Below are 21,668 nucleotides of genomic sequence, written 5' to 3' on the forward strand. Positions count from 1 at the left end.
CTGATGGGATGATTCAGCTTCCAGCCAGTTACCAGGAGTATCTCGCCGGCAAGAGCGAGAGTTTCATCAACACCGTCCGGCCGATCCTCATGCAATCCGCAGCGGAAAAGTCGCACGGTGTCCGGGTCCTCAACCTGCCCCACGGCCACCAGGCGCACCTTGACGACACTGTCCCGTACGGAACTGTGATCGAAGACATCGACTGACGGGGAGGCTCAGCCCTTCATCGCCCCGGACAGTGCAAACGATCCGCTGGCCCCGCGCGCCACCAGTACGTAGAGGACCAGGACGGGTACCGAATAGAGGATGGAAAATGCGGCCAGTTGGCCGTAGGCGATCGCGCCGTGCTGTCCGAAGAAGCTGAAGATCGAAACGGACGCGGGTTGCTTGGACGGGGACAGCAGCAGCACGAAGGGCACAAAGAAGTTGCCCCAGGTCTGGATGAAAACAAAGATGAACACCACCCCCAGGCCCTGGCGCATGAGCGGCAGCACCACTGTGCGCAGCGCCGTGAGCCCGGAAGCGCCGTCCACCCAGGCGGCTTCCTCCAGCGAAACAGGCACCGTATCCATGAAATTCTTGGTCATCCAGATGGCCATGGGCAGGGCGGTTGCCGCCATGAAGAAAACCGTGGCCGGCATGGAATCCAGCAGCCGCAGCTGGACGAACAGGCCATAGACCGGCACCATGATGGCCGTCACCGGCAGGCAGGTGCCGCACAGGATTGAATACAGGAACGGCCGGTTGAACCTGGACTCGAATCGGGAAAGCGGGTACGCCGCCAGCACGGCCGCCACCAGGGTAACCGTTGCCGTCCCGCCGGAGAGCAGCAGGCTGTTCCAGAGGGGCCTGATCAGAAGCTCCGGAGTGAGCACGGCCGCGAAGTTGGTGAGCGAGGCACTGGCCGGCAGCCGTGTCTCGTACCCGGCTTTGGTGTCCAGCGAGGCGAAAACCAGCCACAGCAACGGCAGCACGAAGCACGCACCGATCAGCAGCAGGGCAGCGTCTGCCGGGGTGCGGGCGGAGCGCCGCCCCGGCGAGGTCACGCCCCCGGGCGTTGCCCGCCGGGCGGCCCGTTCCGCCGTCGTCATCGTCTGTCCCCCTTGAGCAGCCGGACGTAGCCGATCCCGAACACCAGGCCAAGGACAATGAGCACCGAGGCGATGGCGGTGCCGTAGCCGATGTCACCGAACTTGAACGCTTCCTGGTAGGCCAGGACCGGCAGGGTGGTGCTGGCGTTGGACGGTCCGCCTGCCGTCATCACCCAGATCAGGGTGAAGACGGCCAGGGTCTGCAGCGTGACGAGCATCAGGTTGGTGGCGATGCTGGACCTGATCAGCGGCAGCGTGATGAACACCAGGCGCTGCCAGCCCGCCGCCCCGTCCATAAGGGCGGCCTCCGAGATGTCACGGGGCACGTCGGCGAGGGCCGCCCGGTACACCAGCATGGAGAACGCGGTGCCTCGCCAGATGTTGGCCAGCACCACGGCCACCATGGGGAAGGCATACAGCCAGTCGGCACCGGCCAGGCCCGCACCGCCCAGCAGCTGGTTCAGGGTCCCGTCCCTGCTGAAATAGGCGTAGGCGGCGAAGGCCGCAACAATCTCCGGAAGCACCCAGGCCGCCACGACGGCTGTTCCCACGACGGCGGACACGGTTTTCCGGGCACGTGTCATCAGCCCGGCAATGAGTAGTCCCAGCAGGTTCTGGCCCACAATCGCGGACGCTACGACGAAAACCATCGTCAGGACCACCGAGGCCGGAAACGCGGCGTCGCTGAGCAGGCGCGTGTAGTTCTCGAGGCCGGTCCAGGCCGGACTCCTGGCGTTGCGCCCGGACAGGGCCGCGTTGGTGAAGGACGCGTGGAAGGACCACAGGACGGGCGCCGCCAGGAAAAGGAGGATCAGCAGGACGGACGGCACAACCGGCAGCAGCCGGAGCTGCCGCCGGACGGATTTTCGTGCAGGCATGCGCTACTTCTGCAGGACCTTGGCTTCACCCACCTGGTCCCTGACTGTCTTGTCGTACTGCTCGGCCGCCGCCTGCGGCGAGAGGGTGCCGGTGATAACGGCTTCGGTCGCTACCTGCACCGCGGCCGAGATCCGCGGATAGTCGGCGGTGGCGGGCCGGTAGTGGGTGACGGAGACCAGTTCGGACACGTCCTTCACGAACGGGTTGGCCGCCAGGTAATCGGGTTCGGAGGCCACGTCCGTGCGGACCGCGATCTGGGAACTGGCCACGGTGAACGACAGCGAGTTCTTCTTGTTCATGGCCTCGGTGAGGAACTTGAACGCCAGGTCCGGATTCTTGGAGTCCGCCCCGACGGCCAGGGTCCAGCCGCCGGACATGCTGACGCCGCCCGGTTCCTGGCCCCGCTGCGTGGGGAACCTGGCAACGCCCATGTCCTCCGTGTAGCCGGCCCACTCGTAGCTGCCGCCCTTCTGCCAGAACGACGGCGTGTAGGACCCTTCCACCGTGGCCCCCATCTTGCCCTGCGGCAGCCATTCGCCGAAGACCTTCTTCCAGACGTTGGCATCAAGCGCCTCGGCCGGCGCGACAGCCAGTTTCTCGTCGTAGAGGGTTTTCAGGAACGCCAGCGAATCCGTGAATCCCTGCGAACCGACCACCCATTTCTTCTCCTGCTGGTCGTACAGTTCGGCGTCCGTACCGTAGAGCAGCTCGTAGAAGCTCTGCATCACAGTGCCTTCACCGGTTGCTTTGCCGGCGTACATGTTGAACGGGACGAGTTCCGGGTCCGCAGCCTTCATTTTGCGTGCAGCATCGAGGATGTCATCCCAGGACCGGGGCTGCCATGGAACGGCAATGCCAGCCTTCTGCAGGACCTTCTTGTTGTACCAGATGGCCCGGGTGTCGGTTCCAAGGGGCACGGCGTAGATGCCGCCGTCGTCTCCGGTGCCGGCAGCTTTGGCGGCTTCGTTGAATGTCTTCCAGTCGTCCCACTTCTCGAGGTAGCTGTCCAGTTTCAGGAGGTATCCGGCGTCGACGTCGGACCTCACTTTGAACGTGTCCTCGTAAAAGACGTCCGGGGCGGTCTCTGCCGACCTCAGGGCCAGCGCAAGCTTGGTGCCGTAGTCGTCGTCATTGGCCTCGATGGGCTGCAGCTCAACGGTGGTCCCCTGGTTGGCAGCTTCGAAGTCCTTCTTGGCGTCCTTGAACAAGGTGTCGAGGGCGGAAAACGAATCGGTCTTTTGGTAGACGATTTTCAGGGTCCGGTTTTCGGCGGCCGGCTGTTGCGCGGAACAGGCCGCCGTTGCCAGCAGGGCTGCCGCGGACAACAGCGCGACTACTAATTTGGCAGCACCCACTTTGGCGGGGCTTTTTTTGGCAGGATCTATTTTTGCAGGGCGGTGCATGACGCTCCAATCTTCGAGCGGCTGCAGCCCCCAATAACCTCCAGCTGGCCCCAGCCTTTAGCCGATATGCAATTTCAGGTTAGTGCTGCCCACTGACACCGCAGCTCGGGCCAGCCTCAGCCTTCCAGCAGAAGCCGCTGTGCCCGCGGGGCCAGCGTATGCTCGAGCACCAGGCAGGCCGCGCCGACGGCACCTACGTCCTCTCCCACGCCTGTGCCGACCACTTCGACGCCATGGATCTTGCGGGCCGCGCTGTTCTCCGCCAGCAGCTGCGGAACGCGGTCCAGGTACCTCTGCGAGAGGAGAGTCCAGAACGGGCCTCCGAACACCACCCGCTCGACGTCAAGGGTGTTGGTGACGACGGCGACGGCCCGGGCCACGAGGACGGCGGACCGGTCAATTATCTCCCCGGCCTTGCTGTTGCCGGCGTCAGCTGCCTCACACAGTTTCGCGAAGCTCTCCTGGACCGCCGGGGCGCCGGAGGGGTGGCGCTCAACTTCCAGGACGCCGGCCGCTTCGGCCTGCGCCACGAGGACCTGCGGAATGCACGACGACTTCACGCATCCCCTCAGTCCGCAGTCGCAGGGCGCGCCGTCCGGGTCCACAATGATGTGCCCTATTTCGCCGGCATTCCCCGAGGTGCCGCGCACCACTTCGTCGTTCAGGACGATGCCGCAACCGATGCCTGTGCCCATGTACATAAAAACGAAACTGCCGGAGCCGCTGGGACCGCCCGCCCAGGTTTCGGCGACCGCGGCGCTGGTGACGTCCTTGTCCACCAGGGTGGACAGGCCGGTGGCCTCCGCCAGGGCGTCGCGCAACGGCACGCGGTCCCAGCCGAGCAACAGCGGCGGATCCACAACTGTGCCCTCTTCCAGGTTGATAGGGCCCGGAGCTGCCACGCCGAGACCGGCAATCTTGTCCGGGTCGACGCCAGAGGCGGCCACAAGGTCCTTGATCTCGGCGGCAATGGTGGCGATGATCCCGTCGGGGTCGCTGGCGCCGGGGGTATTGATCCGTGAGTGCCTGACGACGGCCCCCACAAGGTCGAGCACCACGAAGGTGGTGACGGCAGGATCGAGGTGCACGCCAACGGCGTACATTCCCGCAGGGTTCAGCCTGAGGATGGTGCGCGGCTTACCGGGTCCGCTCCCTTCCTTGCCAGCTTCGACGATCAGGTTCTGGTCGAGCAGGCGCCGGGAGATATTGGAAATCGTCTGCGGGGAAAGGCCAACGATCTGGGCGAGTTCCACCCGGCTGAGGCCGCCGGAGGACCGCCGGATGGCGTCCAGAATCACCGTGAGATTGAAGTCCCCCATACGGGGCAAATTTGTTCCGCGCCTCGGCGATGGCGTGCGGATCTCAGTCACGGATTCCCCTAAACTTCTTCGGTTATGCACTACTGATGCTTGAATCGTACGTTACCTGCGGTCGTGGCGGTACGCTCACACGCTGACTTCTGGCACGGCGGTTTCCGCTCTGTGGCGGACCTTCTGCCGGCCCGCATCCGCTCGGCGGCAGCGTTACGGGAGCGGGGTGCGTGCGATGCTGACCGCAACCGTGAACTTGGCGTTCCGGCCCGCGACGCGGGTGGGGCCGACAAACCGTTCCAGGGCCGGCAAATACTGCAGGTGGCTGTTGTATACGGTCCAGAGTTCCCCGCCCGGTGCCAGTACCCTTCCGGCGGCACGGAACATCTTGAGCCCTGCTCCGGCATGGACGCTGGCGCCCAGGTGAAAGGGCGGATTCAACAGAATGAGCCCGGCACTTCCGTCCGGCAGCGAATCCATGGCGTCGTCCTGGAGGACAGTGATCTGGCCCTCCAGTCCGTTGGCCTCCGAAGTTGCCCGGGCAGAGTCGACGGCGGCCGCCGACTGGTCCGTGGCAGTGACCTTGGAGCCCGGATGGCTTCTGGCATACATGGCGGCCAATATGCCGGTCCCGCACCCCAAATCCACCACACCCTCAGCCGACGGCATGTCGGGCAGGAACCTCAGCAGGAACCGTGTCCCGATATCGAGCTTGGTGCCGGCGAACACCGCACCGCGCGCGCAGACCGTGAGGCCCAGCTCGCTGTTGGCGTCAGCGACCGGAAACGGCGGCGGACCGGTCACAGGCCTGGGGTCCCGGGCGATGAGGACCCTTGATTTCTGCCGGGCCAGCTGCGCCTGGACGTCGTTGAAGTGGCGTAGCAGGACGGTGTTCATGCCCAGGCTCATGTGCTTGATCCGGCCGCCCGCCAGCAGGACCGTGTGCGGTGCCGCGTAGCGGGCTACGGCGTCGGCCACTTCCTCCAGCTCCGCGAGTGTTTTGGGCAGCTGCAGCAACACGACGTCGGCGCCGTCGAACAGGGCCGCATCGAGCGGTCGCTGGTCAACACCGGCGTCGACGTTGAGGGCCGCGGCATTGTTCCGGAGGGCCCGTTCCCCCGTGATGAGGTCCTGGTGGACCCGGACGTTCCTGACGCCGCAGGTGGCCAGCGCCCCCAAGGCGAGGGCTCCGTAGCGGTCGCCGACCACCGCTACGCGACTGTCCGGGGTCAGCAATTCCGACGCTGTTTCGAGCAGGAGCCTGTCGGTTGCGTCCCAGGCCTGCAGGTTCGGGGCTTCAACATCCGGGAACCGGCGCAGGCCCGAGAGGACTGAGTCCAAGCTGTTTTCCGCCACGTGCAAGCTGCCGCCTTCTCTGTCCATCGTCGATCCGCTCACCGGGAAGATTCACCGGGCGGAAAGCTACCCAGTAAACCTACCGTGAAACGGCCCCGTCCGCGGCCGGCGGCGCCCCTGCCCCGTCGCGGCTGCCAAGCATCCCCAGGATGCCGGCCACAGCCGCCCGGCCGGCGCGGTTGGCGCCGATGGTGGACGACGACGGCCCGTAGCCGACAAGGTGAACGCGTTCTTCTGCTGCCACTTGCGTTCCGTTCATGGCGATTCCGCCGCCGGAGCCGCGGAGGTGCAGCGCGGCCAAGTGTTCCAGCTCGGCCCGGAATCCGGTGGCCCAAAGAATGACATCCGCCGCCAGGAAGCCCCCGCCAGCCAGCCGGACTCCACGCGGTTCGATTTCCGTAAACATCGGGCGCCGGTCCAGGGCGCCCCGCGCTTCGGCGGCCCGCAGTGAGGGGGTCCAGATCAGTCCGGTTACGGAAACCACGCTCTGCGGAGGCAGTCCCTGCCGTACACGCTCTTCAACGAGGGCGACGGCGTCGTGTCCCGCTTTCTGGTCAAATTCGGCGTCGCGCCATACCGGCTCCCGGCGGGTGAACCAGCTTGTGGAAGTCACCTGGGATATTTCGTCAAGCAGGCCGACGGCGGAAATACCGCCGCCCACCACAATCACGTGCTGCCCGCGGAACTCCTCGGCAGCCACGTAGTCGGCCACGTGCAACTGCCTCCCCCGGAACGTGGACTGCCCGGGGTAGATGGGCCAAAACGGCCTGGTCCAGGTGCCGGTGGCGTTGATGACGGCCCGCGCCGACCAACATCCGGCCGAAGTTTCGATCCTTAGCCGCCCCGAAGGGTGGTTGTCCTCGCGGGATACGGAGCGGACTTTCACAGGCCGCACGATATTCAGGCCGAGTCCGTCCTCGTAGTCCCCGAAATAGCGTGAGAGAAAGCCTGAACTGGGTTCGGCCGGGTCAACCTCCGGCTTGGGAATGCCTGGCAGGTCGCTGATCCCGTTCACGCTGGCCATCCGGAGGCTCTGCCAGCGGTGGCGCCATGCGCCGCCTGGCCCGGCTTCGGCGTCCAGCACAACATACGAACGGGGCGCTTCCTCCGGGGCGGGAGCTGGCAGAAAGCCACGCCGCTGCAGGTGATAGGCAGCTGATAGGCCGGCCTGGCCGGCACCGATCACCACTACATCCGCGGTCTGCAGTTCCGTCGCCTGGGCGTCAGCGATTTCCGATACCTGCCCTAGACCTTCTTGACCACACTGGACTTGAGCTGCATGGGTCCGACGCCGTCCACTTTGCAGTCGATGTCGTGGTCTCCGACGCCGTCCATCAGCCGGATGCCGCGCACTTTCGTCCCGACTTTGATAACGGTGGAGCTTCCCTTGATCTTGAGGTCTTTGATCACGGTCACCGTATCGCCGTCGGCGAGCACATTGCCTACCGCGTCCTTGATCACCGCTTCCGCAAGAGTTGCAGGTTCCGCGGCCACGGCGGACCACTCGTGGGCGCACTCCGGGCAGACCAGCAGCGCACCCATCTCATATGTGTACTCGCTGGAGCATTCAGGGCAAGGGGGAAGGGTTTCGTTCACGGTCCCATTTTAGTCGAGCCTACTCCGGCCAAAGGCCGAGCTGCTTAAACAGCAGAAGCCGCCCGATCGGGCGGCTTCTGCTGTGTGAATCCGGTGGAGCTGAGGGGACTCGAACCCCTGACCCCCTGCATGCCATGCAGGTGCGCTACCAGCTGCGCCACAGCCCCAAACTCTTGTTTCTTTCGGATCGATCTCCGTAAGCAACTTGATTATCTTAAACCACAATCGTGTAAGACGCCAATTCGGCGGAGGCCTTTGGCGACCGGCGCCCCGGTTCACCATTCGTACCGGCACGAGTGGCTATTGAAAACAAAAAAGTCCGCCGGAATCTTTCGATTCCGGCGGACCGTTCGGTGGAGCTGAGGGGACTCGAACCCCTGACCCCCTGCATGCCATGCAGGTGCGCTACCAGCTGCGCCACAGCCCCGAATTTTCATTGCTCCGGCGCCTTCAGCTTTCACTGCCGGGCCCGGCTCTTCGTCCGGATCTCTCCGAAGCAACTCAAATATCTTAGAACAGCCGTTCCGAAAATTCCAAATCGGGCATATTCGGGCGGCAGGTTCCGCTTATTCGCTGTCTGAGGAGACAGCCGCCTTGGCCGACGTGTCGTCGCCGAGCTGGAGGTCCACGACGGGGCAGTCCTTCCACAGGCGCTCAAGGGCGTAGAAGACGCGGTCTTCCTCGTGCTGGACGTGGATGACGACGTCGGAGTAGTCCAGCAGGACCCAGCGTCCGCCAGAGCGGCCCTCGCGGCGAACAGGACGCAGGTCCTGCTTGCCCAGTTCCTCTTCGATGCCGTCAACGATGGCGTTGACCTGGCGCTCACTGGGCGCCGAGGCGATCAGGAAAACATCGGCAAGGGCAAGCCGCTCACTGACGTCCAGGGCAACTATGTCCTGGGCTATCTTGTCCGCGGCAGCGCGCGCTGCTACGCGGGCTGTGGCGATGGATGTTTGGGTTGCAGTCACGGGACTCCTTGTAGTGGTTTAAAGCTATGTATGTTCCGACGCCAGTGGTGTCTACCTCGTATGACGGGAGAACAGCAGCGTTGGCGACGCGCCGGGACGTTTGGATCAGGGCGCCAGTCCGCTGATGATCATGGTGACGCCGGCAATCAGCGCAACAATCCCCAAAGCGAGGACGCCCAACTGCAGCAGACGGACACGGTGCGCCCTGCCCAGGCCGGCAGTGACGGCGTCCAGGGGTTCAAGGCCGTAGGCAGCGTTGGCGGGCACACGTGGCCTGTCTACGAAATTCTCGCCGGATTCGGCGGCCCAGGGCTCTCCGGACGCCGATGCTCCAATGTGCGAAGCCGCAGGATCAGTTGCTGCCTGTGCTGCTGCTTCGGCGCGCGCAAGCACGCCGGCCCGGCCCGTTGCCGGCCTGGCATTCCGCTGCCTCGACGGTCCGGATTTGCGTGATCCCTTGGTACTCGGCGGCTGCAACCTGGGGCCGGGGTTGGTGACTACCGGCACATAGGAGGTGGCGGGCTTCTTCATCACCGGCCGGTCAATCCCCGGGACCTTCTCGAACTCCAGGGGCGTCACCATCGCAAGGTTGCTGACGGCTGACGGCTCGGTCTTCGGATGCGCGGGCTGGCTGGCCTGCTCGGCCAGCTTCTGCTTGGCCATGGCCCGCTTGTTCAGGACGGCGGCGCGCTCGGCCAGGGCGATCTGTTCGGCGAGGATTTCCGGGTCCACCGCTTCAGGATCGTTCGCCGCGATGTGCTCCATCTTGGCGATCTGGTTCCTGGCCTGTTCAGCGAGGAGGGAACGTGCCGCGAGAGCCTGCTCAACGGTCATTCCATCAGGAAGCTGGCTATCCGGCTTGGCCAGCGGAGGTTTGGCCTGCGGCGCGTTGACCTGCGGCGGACCGGACTGTTGCTGTCCGGCCGGAGGGGTTTCGGCTTGCGGCGATGCCTGTGCCGGCCGGGCCGGCTGAACGGTCCGCTGGGCGGACGTTCGGGCAGGCGGAACGATGGGGTTGGCAGCCGTGGCCGGTGCCGCCTCGGCTTGAAGCTGCTGGAGGCGAAGCTGGCGGCGCGTCGGCGGACCGCCGCCGGACAGCCGTTCTTCTTTCTCTGCCAGTTCCTTGATGGTGCGCAGGGCAGCACGGTCCCGCGCCCTGCTCTGTGAGGACCGCTCGGATCCGGTCGACGGCCGGACCGAATCCACCGGGCCGGGTGCCACGCGCCGGATTCGGCCGGTTCCGGCATCCGAACCGGTTTCGCCGGGCCGTGCCCCCGGTCCGGACTGCGTCGGCGGCGCGGGGGGCGTCGCCGGACCGGGTTTGTTCGGGGCATCGCCACGAGCAGGAGCCGGTGTCACATTGACGGGCACTTTTGAGGCAGGGGAAACCGGACGCGGAGCCGAAGGCCCCGCATCCTGGCGTGATTCCGCGCGCTCATCTCTGGCCTGTCGCAATTCACGACGGCTGCGGAGGGGAGGCTGTTCCTGGCTCATCTAAAACTCACTCGGTACTGGCTGGTTCGTGTAACTCGGTAAGTGCAGCGCTGCTGTCCGGGTCGGGCTGCCCGGCGTACAGGCCGTATTTCGCAATATACTGGACCACCCCGTCGGGCACGAGGTACCAGACAGGGTTGCCTGCTGCGACCCGGGCTCGGCAATCCGTGGAAGAGATCGCCATGGCGGGCACTTCCAACAGGCTGACGTCCTTCCGGCCCATCCCGTCAAGGACGTGCCCCGGACGGGTCACACCGACAAAATGCGCCAGCGACCACAGTTCGTCGATGTTCTTCCAGGACAGGATCTGCGCCATGGCATCCGCGCCGGTGATGAAGAAAAGGTCCGCATCCGGCCGTTGTGTCCGCAGGTCCCTCAGGGTGTCGATGGTGTACGTCGGACCGGGACGGTCCACATCCACACGGCTGACCGTAAAACGCGGATTGGAGGCTGTGGCGATCACCGTCATCAGATAACGGTGCTCGGGCTCGCTGACCTGCTTGTGCGTTTTTTGCCACGGCTGACCGGTGGGGACGAATACCACCTCGTCGAGGCCGAACTTCGCCGCAACTTCGCTGGCCGCGACAAGGTGGCCGTGATGAATGGGATCAAATGTGCCACCCATCACACCCAAACGCAGGCGGCGCTTGGCGCCGCGCCGCTTCAGGACGGTAGTGATGTTAGTGGCCGTGATCGTGCTTGTTCGGGTGCTGGCGGTGCGGATCCGAGTGCTCCTCGACGGCTTCGTGCCGGTTACCCAGGTTGCTGTAGGACAGCGTCACGAACATCAGGATGAGCATGATCGTAAAGATCGATACACCGAAGACCCACGGTTCGGCCCACAGCGGAGCCAGTTCTTCATGTTCGGCGACGGACGCGCCAACCTGCTGCAGCAGCATTTTCTCCCCTAAAGAGTTCACACAATGACGACGGCGGTACTTCCCGCCGTTCCGGACTTCTGTTCCATGTTACAGCGTTGCTAGCTGCGGATCTGGCCCTCGCCCTGGACTATCCACTTGGTGGTAGTCAGTTCGGTCAGCCCCATGGGGCCGCGCGCGTGGAGCTTCTGGGTGGAAATGCCCACCTCGGCGCCCAGCCCCAGTTCGCCGCCGTCCGTGAACCTGGTGGAGGCGTTGACGATGACCGCCGCTGAGTCGATTTCGGAAATGAAGCGTTCCGCGTTTGCCAGGTCGTTGGTGATGATGGCCTCAGTGTGGCCGGTCGACCAGCTGCGGATGTGCTTCACTGCCTCGTCGAGGTTGTCCACCATGGCAACGGCAAGGTCCAGGTCCATGTACTCGGTGGCCCAGTCCTCATCGGTGGCGGGAACGGTTTCCACGGTCGCGGGCAACGCGGCGCGTACGCGGGCGTCGGCATGCAGGGTGACCCCGGCCTTCCGAAGTGCCGCGGCGACGGCGGGAAGGACGGTTGACCCGGAGTGCACCAGGAGGGTCTCCACCGTGTTGCAGACACTGGGCCGCTGGGTCTTGGCGTTAAGGAGGATGTCCACCGCCATTTCTTCACTGGCAGATTCGTCTATGAAGATATGGACGTTGCCCTCGCCGGTCTCGATGACCGGTACGGACGAATTGTTGACGACAGTCTGGATCAGGTCCCTGCCGCCGCGGGGAATCAGGACGTCCACCCTGCCACGTGCCCGCATCAGGACGTTGGCGCCTTCACGGCCGAACTGGTCAACGGTCTGGACGGCGTCTGCCGGCAGGCCAACCGAAGCGAGTGCGTCGCGGAGGACCCTGATGAGGGCCTCGTTGGTGGCTGCCGCGGCGGTGCCGCCCCGCAGGATCACCGCGTTGCCGCTCTTCAGCGCCAGCCCGGCGATGTCCACTGTCACGTTGGGACGTGCCTCGTAAATGGCGGCAACCACGCCCATGGGAACGTTGACCTGGCGCAGGCGCAGGCCGTTGGGCAGCGTCTGGCCGCGGACCACGTTTCCTACCGGGTCCGGCAGGCCGGCAAGGTTCTCCAGTGCGGCGGACAGGGCCTCGATCCGCGTGTCATTCAGTGTCAGGCGGTCAAGCAGCGCGGCGGTGGTTCCGTTGGCACGGCCGGCCTCTACATCCTTGGCGTTGGCGGCGAGGATTTGGGTCCTGCTGTCGAGTAGGGCCTTGCCGATGGCGCGGAGGCCCTTGTCCTTCCAGGCACGGTTTGCGCGCGCCATGCTGCGGGCAGCGTGGCGGGACCGGTCGGCGATGGAATGTACGGCGGCCTCGACGTCAGCCGGCGACAGCTGGGCATTTTCCGGCGTGGGAGATACCTCCGTGGAGTCGTTGGATTTCTCAGCGGCTTGGTGAATCAGTGCCTCAGTCATCATTCAAGTCTAAGGGAGTCAGCCCGTTAGACCAGAACCAGGTCATCAACGTGAACAACTTCACGGTCGAAGCCCCGGCCCAGGGACTCCCCCAGCTCCACTGTGGAACGGCCCAGCATTTGCGGCAGTTCGTCGGAGGAGTAGTTGACCAGGCCGCGGGCGATGACGGTACCGTCGGGTGACAGCATTTCCACGGCGTCACCGGATTCAAAGGTCCCTTCAACGGCAGTAATACCAGCAGGCAGCAGCGACGTGTGATTGTCCTGTATGGCCGTGACAGCACCGTCGTCGAGGATCAGCCGGCCCTGCACATGGGCAAGGTGGGCGAGCCACATCATGCGCACCGACTTGCGTCCGCTGTTGACGGAGAACCAGGTTCCGACGTCCTCGCCGTTTAGGGCCGCCGCGGCATTGGCGGTGGAAGTGACCAGGGCGGGGATTCCCGAATCGGCGGCCATGGTGGCGGCCTCGACCTTGGTCTGCATTCCGCCGGTTCCGACTCCGGCCTTGCCGGGCTTGCCGATGTTGACGCCTTCAAGGTCCTGCGGGCCATCCACCTGCGGAATCCGCTTGGCCCCCTTCGACGGCGGGCCGTCATACAGGGAGTCGACGTCGGAGAGCAGCAGCAGGGCATCCGCGCGGACCAGGTGCGCCACCAGGGCGGAGAGCCGGTCGTTGTCGCCGAAGCGGATCTTGTGCGTGGCCACGGTGTCGTTCTCGTTGACCACGGGCACAACGCCCAGGTTCAGGAGCCGGTTCAGCGCGCGGAAGGCGTTCATGTGGTGGCTCCGCCGCATGAGGTCATCCGCGGTCAGCAGCACCTGGCTCACCGTCACGCCGTGCGCTGCGAAGGCATGGGTGTAGCGGGCCATCAGCAGCCCCTGCCCGACGCTTGCGGCGGCCTGCTGGGTGGCAAGGTCCCGCGGGCGCTTCACGAGGCCCAGCGGTGCCAGGCCGGCAGAGATGGCGCCGGAGGATACAAGGATGATCTCCGTGCCTGCGTTGCTTTTCGCGGCCAGCGCATCCGACAGCTCGATCAGCGCCTCTTCTGAGATCCCACCTTTGATGCTGGTGAGCGACGATGATCCGACCTTAACTACGATGCGGCGGGCCCTCGCGAGCACACGGCGGTCGTCGGTCCTGGGTTCCTCGATGACAATTGCGGAATTATCGGTCACGTGTGGGGGTTCACTCCTCATTCTCGGTGGTCAGTCCGCTTTCTTTGAGCGGCCGTGCGGCACGGCGCCCGCTGACTGATTCAGTCCAGATGCCGGCTTTGCGCTCGGCTTCAAGCTCGGCCCGGGCCGCAGCCTTGGCGTCGCGGCGCTCCTGCTGTTCGTCGCGCTTTTGCCCGCGGGTGGGGCGGTCGCCGATGTCGGCAAAGCGGACGTCGGTGCCACGCGGAGAGGCGAGCAGCTCGGCGCCGGCCATCATGGTTGGCTCCCAGTCGAACACCACGCCGTCGTCTTCACCGATCACTACGGTGTCGCCGGGCACGGCGCCCTGCTTGAACAGCTCGTTTTCCACGCCCAGTTTGGCCAGGCGGTCGGCGAGGTAGCCAATGGCTTCCTCGTTGGTGAAGTCGGTCTGCTTGACCCAGCGCACGGGCTTGTCGCCCAACACGCGGAACAGCGGCTCGAGGTTCTTCTCTTCGCGGCGGATCTTGAAGCCGGTTTCGTTGACTGCCCTGGGGCGGAGCACGGGTGCGTGCACCTTGGGCGGCGTGGCAGCCACGGCGTCCCGGGCGGCCTTGACGATCTCTGCCATGGCGAAGCCCAGCTGTCGCAGGCCTTCGTGGCTCGTCGCGGAAATCTCGAACACACGGTAGCCGCGGGATTCAAGCTCGGGCCGGACGAACTCGGCCATGTCCTTGCCGTCAGGCAGGTCGACCTTGTTCAGGGCCACCAGCCGGGGACGGTGGTTCAGCGGGACCACCTCGCCGTCGGAGCCGGCGAAGCTCATGTCAACCGCGTATTTCTCGAGCTCGGCTTCGATGATGGCGAGGTCGGAAAGCGGGTCGCGCTCAGATTCCAGCGTACCGCAGTCCAAAACGTGGACCAAAGCTGCGCAGCGCTCTACGTGTCGCAGGAAGTGGTGGCCCAGGCCCTTGCCTTCGCTGGCCCCTTCGATAAGTCCGGGGACGTCGGCGATGGTGAAGCGGACGTCGCCGGCCTGCACCACACCCAGGTTGGGGATCAGGGTGGTGAAGGGGTAATCGGCAATTTTGGGGCGTGCCGCGGACATCGCGGCGATGAGGCTCGACTTGCCCGCGGACGGGAAGCCCACGAGGGCGATGTCCGCAATGGACTTCAGTTCCAGGACGATGTCGCTGGATTCGCCTTCGATGCCGAGCAGGGCAAAGCCCGGGGCGCGGCGCTTCTGCGAGGAGAGCGCGGCGTTGCCCAAACCGCCCGGGCCGCCGGCGGCCGCGATGAACTCGGTGCCTTCGCCGACGAGGTCGGCCAGCACGCGGCCGTCCTTGGTCTTGACTACGGTTCCCTCCGGAACGGGAAGGATCAGCGTTTCGCCGTTTTTGCCGCCGCGCCAGTCGCCCATGCCGGGTCCGCCGTTGGTGGCGTGGCGGTGGGGTGCGTGGTGGTAGTCCAGCAGTGTGGTGGTCTGGGCGTCAACGCGCAGGATGACGTCGCCACCGTCGCCGCCGTTACCGCCGTCGGGACCGCCCAGGGGCTTGAACTTTTCGCGGTGGACGGAGACACAGCCGTGACCGCCGGTACCGCCGGATACGTGCAGTACTACCCGGTCTACAAAGCTCGCCACGTGAATCTCCTCTGTGCATAACCTGACCGTCTTGGACGCCCAAATTGATTGTAATGCGGTTAAAAGAACAGTGGAGCGGGCCATCATGGCCCGCTCCACCGGTTCAGATCTTGTTGTTACTCTGCAGCTGCAGCAGCAACGATGTTCACGACTCGACGTCCGCGACGGGTGCCGAATTCGACGGCGCCGGGGGTCAGGGCGAACAGGGTGTCGTCGCCGCCACGGCCAACGCCTGCACCCGGGTGGAAGTGGGTGCCACGCTGGCGGACGATGATCTCGCCTGCGGAAACTACCTGGCCGCCGAAGCGCTTGACGCCGAGGTACTGGGCGTTGGAGTCACGACCGTTGCGAGTGGAACTCGCGCCTTTTTTATGTGCCATTTGAAATGCCTGCCTTAAAAATTCTGGGGAATCTGCTGAAAACCTGAAAAGTAACGGAAGGTTACTTGATACCGGTGATCTTGACCTTGGTCAGTTCCTGACGGTGACCCTGGCGCTTCTTGTACCCGGTCTTGTTCTTGAACTTCTGGATGACGATCTTCGGACCACGAAGGTCCTGAAGGATCTCAGCCGTAACCGTTACCTTGGCCAGGTCCGCAGCGGCAGACGTGACTTTGTCACCGTCTACCAGGAGCAGTGCGGGCAACTCAATGGTGCTGCCGGCTCCACCGGGGACGCGGTTCAGGGTAACGAAGTCTCCAACGGAAACCTTCTCTTGGCGGCCGCCTGCGCGGACAATCGCGTACACCACTGGGGAACTCACTTCTCTCGACGTTTATTACTAGATTTGCGTGCGGAACCTGGGTCCAATTGTTTGGCCTGGCTCACGCTGTGCCTCAACGCCGGTGGATTCCCCGGGGGAACCCATGAGTTATCCCACGAACAATTCCGTTTGTAATTCCAAACAGTCTGATCCGGGGTCATAACCCAAGTGTTGGCGTAAGCACCGAAGATCTAGAATACGCTAATTTTGCCTTCGGCCGCAAATGAGGCTGGCTCCGGTGGTAGTACGTGATAGGTGACACTCCGTGTATTACGGCCTGCCACTGCAACGACTTCCGGAACCGTGCCCCACTATCCTACCGGCTTTGGAAGGCTTTCCGGTTCAGCGTGCAGGCGCGGCGCGTCGAAGAACTCCACCTCGTACCGGCAGGACTGCCGGAAAGCCAGCCGCATGGCCTGCCGTTCCGTTTCCGAGGCGGCCCGGGCGGCGTGGTCGGTGATCCGCACCGCCTGCCTGGTGGCGGCGGCGAACTCCTCGTCCGCGTACGTCCGCAGCCAGTCGGCATACGGGTGGCCGGACGGCGATCCGGCGGCCAGGAACTGCCCGTGCAGCGTGGCCCCCACTTCGGCATACAGCCAGAAGCACGGGAGCACAGCCGCCACCAGCACTCCGTAGCTGCCGGAAACAGACGAGGCCAGCAGGTGGTCCACGTAGGACTTGGTCACCGGCCCCAGTCCGGAGTCCACAGTCCGGGTGCTCAGCCACGTCCGGTGCAGTTCGGACTCGACTTCGAGGCATTGCTGCGCCGACCGTGCCCAGAACAGTTGCTCGGCCTCGGTGGGGGCGATCGCGGCAGCACGGGACAGCACCCTGGAGTAGCCGTTCAGGTAGATGGCGTCCTGGGCAAGGTAATAGGCAAAGTGGCGTTCCGTGAGGGAACCGTCGGCCAGTGCGCGGATGAAGTCCAGCCCGTAGATGGCGTCCAGGTCCGGTCCTGCGTCCTGCCGGAGTGCTGCGGCGAACCGGCCTTCCGCCGGCACGTCCTGGCCCCTGGGCGCCAGATGGTGGAAGTGGTGGACCGGGCCGTTGCCCGTTCCCACGTCCAGCACTCCGGACTCCCGGAGCGCCCCCTGCAGCCACGGCTTCACTGCCCGCAAGGACGCCTCCCAGTCCCCCAGCCTTGCCTGCACCGTGGCCATGGCCGAGGACAGGGAGCAACCGGTCCCGTGGCTGTTCCGGGTGGCGATCCGGCCGCCGTCGACCACCACAACATCCTGGGCCAGCAGCCCTTCGGTGTTGACGAGCGCGTCCGGGCATTCCCCGCCGTCGAGATGTCCGCCTTTAACCAGCACGGTGGTGCCGGCCTGGGCGGCAAGCCGTTTGCCCTGGGCAAGTGCCGCCTCCCAGTCGGCCGCGAGGGGCTCGTTGAGGAGCATCGCAAGTTCTGCGAGGTTCGGCGTAATCAGGTCGGCCAGTGGCAGGAGTTCACGGAGTTCCGCTTCGGCGGCCTCCTGCAGGAGCCGGTCCCCGCTGGTGGCCACCATGACAGGGTCCAGGACCACGACGGCGGGACGGGCCTTTACGAGCCAGCTGCGGACGGCGGCAATCACCGCGGAGTCACCCAGCATGCCGATCTTGACGGCGTCGATGCTGATGTCATCGCTGATGGCCTCAAGCTGGGCGGTCAGGAAGTCCGCCGGGGGAACGTGGACGGCCCGGACGCTGTGGGTGTTCTGTGCCGTCAGGGCGGTAATGGCGGCCATGCCGTAGCCGCCGTTGGCGGCAATGCTCTTGAGGTCCGCCTGGATCCCCGCCCCTCCGGACGGGTCCGATCCGGCGATGGCCAGCACCCGCGGGGTAGCCCGCAGCCCGGCGTCCAGGGTGGATCCGGCCCCCGTTGTGGAGGCGGGGGTGGGCAGGAATGATGAAGACAAAGGAGACATCCCTTCGCCGGTGCTAGCCGGACAGGTTCAACGGGTGTGGATCTCAGCCGGCCCTGTGCGCGGCACCCCGTGTCAGTCCCCTAGCCTAGCTGTTTTCCTTTAACGGACTCGCGGGTACGGCCCGAAACCGTATTACTACGCCCGGTTCGGACCGCACCCGCGGTGTCAGTCGGCTGGTGGATCAGAGCTCGGAGGCCGGCACTCCCACGCCGAGGATGATCGGTTCGCTGGACGGGGCCTTTGCCTGCGCATCCTTCTTTGCCGGTTCCGGTGCCTTCGCCTCATGGGTGTGCGCTGCCGCGGCCACCGGAGCGGTCTCGTGATGTTCCACGGACGTTTCGTTCGCTGCGCCCTGGGCACGGCTCGCACTCCGGTTGCGGCGCGGACGGCGCGCCCGGCCCTGCACCGCAGTGTGGTCGGTGTAGTCGGCTTCAGCAGCCTGGGCTGCCGGGGCCCGCGTAGCCGGAACCCGGGCTGCCGGGGCCTGGACCGCCTGAACCGGCTGCTCAGCCGGTGCCGCCGGGCGCTCAGCCGCTGCAGGCTCGCCAAGGTGCGCGAACGCCTCGGCCAGGCGGTCGAGGGTCAGGGCCGCACCGGTGGCCGGCGATTCCCCTGCGTGCTCAACGAACGGCAGCGCAACCTTTTCGCCGCCGAAGGTCAGGACCGCAGCCGGCCGCCCTGCGGCAGCCGCCTCGGCGTCGGACACCTTGGCCGGCCGCGCCGTGGCGGGACCGGACTGCGCCGGCGTTGACTGGGCAGCGTGTGCCTGCCCTGCCGCTTGGGCAGCAGCAGCAGCCGGGGCGGCATGGCCGGTTTCGGCGTCGTGCAGGTGGGCGGCGTGCGCCGCGGCGGCTATGTTGGCCAGCGCCGCGCGGGTAGCTTCGGCCTTGGCGTGGCGCTCGGCATCGGTGGGCTCGTGATGTACTGCGGCCGGCGTCAGCGGAGCGGCCTCGGGAGCCTGACCGCCCTTGCCGCGGCGGCGGCTCTTGCGCTCCGTCCGCGGCGCCGGCTGGCTCTCCGTCCGCGGTACGTGATGCTCGGCGGCCACAACGTTGGCGCGGCGGTGTTCCACGGGCTCGTCGTGGGTGACGATGCCGCGGCCGGCGCAGGCTTCACACTGCTCGCCGAAGACTTCCAGCAGCCCGGTGCCCATCCGCTTGCGGGTCATCTGCACGAGTCCCAGCGAGGTCACTTCGGCCACCTGGTGCTTGGTCCGGTCGCGGCCGAGGCACTCCACCATGCGGCGCAGCACGAGGTCGCGGTTGGATTCGAGCACCATGTCGATGAAGTCGATGACGATGATGCCGCCGATGTCGCGGAGCCGGAGCTGCCGGACGACTTCCTCGGCCGCTTCCAGGTTGTTTTTGGTGACGGTTTCCTCGAGGTTGCCGCCGCTGCCCGTGAACTTGCCGGTGTTGACGTCCACCACGGTCATGGCTTCGGTGCGGTCGATGACCAGGGAACCGCCGGACGGCAGGAAGACCTTGCGGTCGAGTGCCTTGTGGATCTGCTCGTCGATCCGCCAGGCCGCGAAGATGTCCGTGTCCTTGGTCCACTTCTCGAGCCGGCCCACGAGGTCCGGAGCCACATAGGTGACATAGGCCTCGATGGTGTCCCAGGCTTCCTCGCCGGAGACGATCAGCTTGGAGAAGTCCTCGTTGAAGACGTCACGGACCACCTTGATGGTCAGGTCAGGTTCGCCGTAGAGCAGTTCCGGCGCGAGGATCTTGGTGGACGTTGCCTGGCCTTCGATCCCTTCCCACTGGGCGCGCAGGCGGTTGATGTCGTGTGTGAGCTCTTCCTCGGACGCGCCCTCGGCTGCAGTGCGGACGATGACGCCGGCATCTTCCGGCAGGCGGTCCTTGAGGATCCGCTTGAGGCGGTTGCGTTCGACGTCGGGCAGCTTGCGGGAGATTCCGGTCATGGAACCGCCGGGAACGTAGACGAGGTAGCGGCCGGGCAGGGAAATCTGGCTCGTCAGGCGGGCGCCCTTGTGGCCGACCGGGTCCTTGGTGACCTGGACCAGCACGGAGTCGCCGGACTTCAGTGCGTTTTCGATCCGGCGCTGCTTGCCTTCGAGGTTGACCACGTCCCAGTTGACTTCACCGGCGTACAGCACGGCGTTCCGGCCGCGTCCGATGTCCACGAATGCGGCTTCCATCGACGGCAGCACGTTCTGGACCTTGCCCAGGTAGACGTTGCCGATCAGGGAGTCCTGCTGGGTCTTGGACACGAAGTGCTCTGCCAGGACGCCGTCCTCGAGGACGCCGATCTGGATTCTGTCGTCGCGCTGGCGGACGATCATCTGGCGGTCCACGGATTCACGGCGGGCCAGGAACTCGGCCTCGGTGATGACCGTGCGGCGGCGGCCGGTGTCGCGGGATTCGCGGCGGCGCTGCTTCTTGGCCTCCAGCCGGGTGGAGCCCTTGACGGATGTGACGCGGTTGTTGACCGGCGCCTCGCTGACGGCGCGCGGGGCACGGACACGGGTCACGGTGTTGGGCGGGTCATCGCCTTCCCCTCCGGTGAGCTCAAGATCCTGGTCGCCGCGGCGGCGGCGGCGACGGCGGCGGGACGTCACGCCGTCCTCCGCGGTCCGGGTGGACTCCTCATCGGCGTCCTCGTCAGCGGCGCCCTCGGCGTCTTCGGCCTCGCCGGTTGCTTCGCGGTCGGTCACACGGCTGCGGCCGCGGCGTCCGCGGCTGCGCCGGCGACGGGCGCCGCCGGCGTCAGCATCGCCGTCGTCGCCGGTTTCTTCCTCGTCCGTTTCCTCGGCCGCAGCGGGGGTGACCGCGGGGGGCGCGGCCGCAGGGCGGACCACGGTGCTCAGGTCGGGTGCCTGGAAAATCATGGAAGTGACCGAGCCGGGCTCAAGGAAGAGCGCGCCCACCGGGCTGGAATCCGCGGTGGCGGGCTTTTCAGGCTCGGCAGCTGCTGCTTCCTCCGGTGCTGCTGTTTCAGCATCGGGTGCGGCCTCCGCGACCGGCGCAGGCTCGACGACCGGCGCAGGTTCCTCGGCAGGGGCCGGCTCAGCAGCGGGTTCGGTGGCGGCCGCTTTTGCGGGGGCCTTGGCGCGCGAGGCGCGGCGGCGGACGGGCTTTTCAACGACGGCGGCTTCAACCGGGACGTCTTCCACGGGTGCTGCATCAGCCGGAGCTGCGTCTACCGGAGCAGCTGCGGCGTCCTCGGCGAAGACCGGGAGCGGTTCGGCAGGCTCGACTTTCCTGCGGGAACGGCTGCGGCGCGCCGGGGGCTTCTCCTCTGCGGCGGTGTCCGCTGCCGGGGCCTCCGCCGGAGCTGCCTCCGATTCGGCGGCTTCGACGGCCTCCACCTTGGGGGCGGCCTTGCGCCTTGTCCGGGTCGCCTTCTTCGGCGCCTCCGGAGCTACTGCTTCTTCGCTGGCAGCGGTTTCTTCATTAACGGCTAGAACCTGGTCATTATCCATATGTGGCGACACTCCTGCCCCTGACGTACCGCCACATCCGGCACCCATTGGGGCACATATTTGTCAAAACCCGCAGGCGTTGACAGAAGTCAATTGGATACCCTCAGGTTCGCACCGGCAGTGGGGTGCGGCAGCCCTGGAGGGCCGGCGACGTCGTTCTGAAACCCGTTGTTCCTCAAGCCACAACCAGGTGCCGTCCAATGGCATTGCGGGAAAGCCGGGATCTATCGTGGATCCGGACCGTGCCCTGCTCATCATTGGCGGTCTTACAAACGAGCCACCGGACCGGAATCCGAATGTGGATCGTATTCCAGCCAGCTTCATTCTCTCATACGCTCAGTCCATCGCGGCGG

General features: G+C 65.7%; 19 protein-coding genes, 2 tRNA genes and 1 riboswitch. Of the genes, 1 reads left to right on the forward strand and 20 read right to left on the reverse strand.

Going from position 1 to position 21,668, the window contains the following annotated elements; genetic code table 11:
* Window positions 1-8: 8 nt before the first annotated feature.
* A complete protein-coding gene (locus CXQ91_RS06500; RefSeq protein ID WP_104173096.1) occupies window positions 9-206 on the forward strand; it encodes a hypothetical protein in 198 nt (65 codons plus the stop codon).
* Between the two features lie 9 nt (window positions 207-215).
* Here the strand turns inward: CXQ91_RS06500 and CXQ91_RS06505 are convergent, their stop codons facing one another.
* The 20 genes from CXQ91_RS06505 to CXQ91_RS06600 form a co-directional block, all read right to left on the reverse strand.
* Entirely contained in the window at window positions 216-1,091 is an 876-nt protein-coding gene (locus CXQ91_RS06505; protein ID WP_104173097.1) for a carbohydrate ABC transporter permease, read from the reverse strand.
* Entirely contained in the window at window positions 1,088-1,969 is an 882-nt protein-coding gene (locus CXQ91_RS06510) for a carbohydrate ABC transporter permease (RefSeq protein ID WP_104173098.1), read from the reverse strand. The genes CXQ91_RS06505 and CXQ91_RS06510 overlap by 4 nt, the downstream gene beginning before the upstream one ends.
* 3 nt (window positions 1,970-1,972) lie before the next feature.
* Window positions 1,973-3,373 carry an extracellular solute-binding protein gene (locus tag CXQ91_RS06515; protein WP_258073853.1) on the reverse strand — a complete coding sequence of 467 codons (1,401 nt, stop codon included), beginning with the start codon at window positions 3,371-3,373 and terminating at the stop codon, window positions 1,973-1,975.
* A 116-nt stretch (window positions 3,374-3,489) separates the two neighbouring features.
* Entirely contained in the window at window positions 3,490-4,692 is a 1,203-nt protein-coding gene (locus tag CXQ91_RS06520; RefSeq protein WP_104173099.1) for an ROK family transcriptional regulator, read from the reverse strand.
* Between the two features lie 204 nt (window positions 4,693-4,896).
* The gene (locus tag CXQ91_RS06525) at window positions 4,897-6,039 is read right to left on the reverse strand and encodes a class I SAM-dependent methyltransferase (protein WP_374953632.1); all 1,143 of its coding nucleotides are present in this window, start codon (window positions 6,037-6,039) and stop codon (window positions 4,897-4,899) included.
* A 79-nt stretch (window positions 6,040-6,118) separates the two neighbouring features.
* Window positions 6,119-7,228, reverse strand: a complete 1,110-nt coding sequence (locus CXQ91_RS06530; RefSeq protein ID WP_104173101.1) for an NAD(P)-binding domain-containing protein — start codon at window positions 7,226-7,228, stop codon at window positions 6,119-6,121.
* A gap of 56 nt (window positions 7,229-7,284) precedes the next feature.
* Complete coding sequence (locus tag CXQ91_RS06535; protein ID WP_104173102.1) at window positions 7,285-7,635, reverse strand: zinc ribbon domain-containing protein YjdM; 351 nt, start codon at window positions 7,633-7,635, stop codon at window positions 7,285-7,287.
* A gap of 94 nt (window positions 7,636-7,729) precedes the next feature.
* Window positions 7,730-7,802, reverse strand: a tRNA-Ala gene (locus CXQ91_RS06540).
* A gap of 187 nt (window positions 7,803-7,989) precedes the next feature.
* Window positions 7,990-8,062: transfer RNA gene (locus tag CXQ91_RS06545), tRNA-Ala, on the reverse strand.
* 139 nt (window positions 8,063-8,201) lie between these two features.
* Window positions 8,202-8,603: a ribosome silencing factor gene (gene rsfS / locus CXQ91_RS06550; protein ID WP_104173103.1), complete on the reverse strand. Its 402-nt coding sequence runs from the start codon at window positions 8,601-8,603 to the stop codon at window positions 8,202-8,204.
* A gap of 105 nt (window positions 8,604-8,708) precedes the next feature.
* On the reverse strand, window positions 8,709-10,097 hold the full coding sequence (locus CXQ91_RS06555) for a hypothetical protein (protein WP_104173104.1): 1,389 nt from the start codon (window positions 10,095-10,097) through the stop codon (window positions 8,709-8,711).
* A gap of 7 nt (window positions 10,098-10,104) precedes the next feature.
* Window positions 10,105-10,764: a nicotinate-nucleotide adenylyltransferase gene (gene nadD / locus CXQ91_RS06560; protein ID WP_374953637.1), complete on the reverse strand. Its 660-nt coding sequence runs from the start codon at window positions 10,762-10,764 to the stop codon at window positions 10,105-10,107.
* A 13-nt stretch (window positions 10,765-10,777) separates the two neighbouring features.
* Entirely contained in the window at window positions 10,778-10,996 is a 219-nt protein-coding gene (locus CXQ91_RS06565) for a hypothetical protein (RefSeq protein ID WP_104173105.1), read from the reverse strand.
* An 80-nt stretch (window positions 10,997-11,076) separates the two neighbouring features.
* On the reverse strand, window positions 11,077-12,426 hold the full coding sequence (locus tag CXQ91_RS06570) for a glutamate-5-semialdehyde dehydrogenase (RefSeq protein WP_104173106.1): 1,350 nt from the start codon (window positions 12,424-12,426) through the stop codon (window positions 11,077-11,079).
* A gap of 26 nt (window positions 12,427-12,452) precedes the next feature.
* Complete coding sequence (gene proB, locus CXQ91_RS06575; RefSeq protein ID WP_258073854.1) at window positions 12,453-13,625, reverse strand: glutamate 5-kinase; 1,173 nt, start codon at window positions 13,623-13,625, stop codon at window positions 12,453-12,455.
* Window positions 13,615-15,204: a GTPase ObgE gene (gene obgE, locus CXQ91_RS06580; RefSeq protein WP_104173108.1), complete on the reverse strand. Its 1,590-nt coding sequence runs from the start codon at window positions 15,202-15,204 to the stop codon at window positions 13,615-13,617. The genes proB and obgE overlap by 11 nt, the downstream gene beginning before the upstream one ends.
* A gap of 116 nt (window positions 15,205-15,320) precedes the next feature.
* Window positions 15,321-15,584: a 50S ribosomal protein L27 gene (gene rpmA / locus CXQ91_RS06585; protein ID WP_009372867.1), complete on the reverse strand. Its 264-nt coding sequence runs from the start codon at window positions 15,582-15,584 to the stop codon at window positions 15,321-15,323.
* A gap of 61 nt (window positions 15,585-15,645) precedes the next feature.
* Complete coding sequence (gene rplU / locus CXQ91_RS06590) at window positions 15,646-15,954, reverse strand: 50S ribosomal protein L21 (protein ID WP_011692233.1); 309 nt, start codon at window positions 15,952-15,954, stop codon at window positions 15,646-15,648.
* 323 nt (window positions 15,955-16,277) lie between these two features.
* Complete coding sequence (thiD, locus tag CXQ91_RS06595) at window positions 16,278-17,870, reverse strand: bifunctional hydroxymethylpyrimidine kinase/phosphomethylpyrimidine kinase (RefSeq protein ID WP_181038805.1); 1,593 nt, start codon at window positions 17,868-17,870, stop codon at window positions 16,278-16,280.
* A riboswitch (TPP riboswitch) is annotated at window positions 17,853-17,950 on the reverse strand. (Overlaps the previous gene by 18 nt.)
* Window positions 17,951-18,051: 101 nt before the next feature.
* Window positions 18,052-21,315, reverse strand: a complete 3,264-nt coding sequence (locus tag CXQ91_RS06600; protein ID WP_104173109.1) for an Rne/Rng family ribonuclease — start codon at window positions 21,313-21,315, stop codon at window positions 18,052-18,054.
* Between the last annotated feature and the right edge of the window lie 353 nt (window positions 21,316-21,668).

The sequence above is a fragment of the Arthrobacter sp. Y81 genome, assembly GCF_002929335.1.
Lineage (GTDB): Bacteria > Actinomycetota > Actinomycetes > Actinomycetales > Micrococcaceae > Arthrobacter.

What these genes read in the sequence shown, in the direction of transcription:
- thiD (WP_181038805.1), bottom strand. Translation starts at nt 17,870, where the DNA reads ATGTCTCCTTTGTCTTCATCATTCCTGCCCACCCCCGCCTCCACAACG.
- CXQ91_RS06555 (WP_104173104.1), bottom strand. Translation starts at nt 10,097, where the DNA reads ATGAGCCAGGAACAGCCTCCCCTCCGCAGCCGTCGTGAATTGCGACAG.
- CXQ91_RS06520 (WP_104173099.1), bottom strand. Translation starts at nt 4,692, where the DNA reads ATGGGGGACTTCAATCTCACGGTGATTCTGGACGCCATCCGGCGGTCC.
- CXQ91_RS06570 (WP_104173106.1), bottom strand. Translation starts at nt 12,426, where the DNA reads ATGACTGAGGCACTGATTCACCAAGCCGCTGAGAAATCCAACGACTCC.
- proB (WP_258073854.1), bottom strand. Translation starts at nt 13,625, where the DNA reads ATGAGGAGTGAACCCCCACACGTGACCGATAATTCCGCAATTGTCATC.
- CXQ91_RS06515 (WP_258073853.1), bottom strand. Translation starts at nt 3,373, where the DNA reads ATGCACCGCCCTGCAAAAATAGATCCTGCCAAAAAAAGCCCCGCCAAA.
- CXQ91_RS06510 (WP_104173098.1), bottom strand. Translation starts at nt 1,969, where the DNA reads ATGCCTGCACGAAAATCCGTCCGGCGGCAGCTCCGGCTGCTGCCGGTT.
- CXQ91_RS06600 (WP_104173109.1), bottom strand. Translation starts at nt 21,315, where the DNA reads ATGGATAATGACCAGGTTCTAGCCGTTAATGAAGAAACCGCTGCCAGC.
- CXQ91_RS06500 (WP_104173096.1), top strand. Translation starts at nt 9, where the DNA reads ATGATTCAGCTTCCAGCCAGTTACCAGGAGTATCTCGCCGGCAAGAGC.
- CXQ91_RS06565 (WP_104173105.1), bottom strand. Translation starts at nt 10,996, where the DNA reads ATGCTGCTGCAGCAGGTTGGCGCGTCCGTCGCCGAACATGAAGAACTG.
- CXQ91_RS06505 (WP_104173097.1), bottom strand. Translation starts at nt 1,091, where the DNA reads ATGACGACGGCGGAACGGGCCGCCCGGCGGGCAACGCCCGGGGGCGTG.
- rpmA (WP_009372867.1), bottom strand. Translation starts at nt 15,584, where the DNA reads ATGGCACATAAAAAAGGCGCGAGTTCCACTCGCAACGGTCGTGACTCC.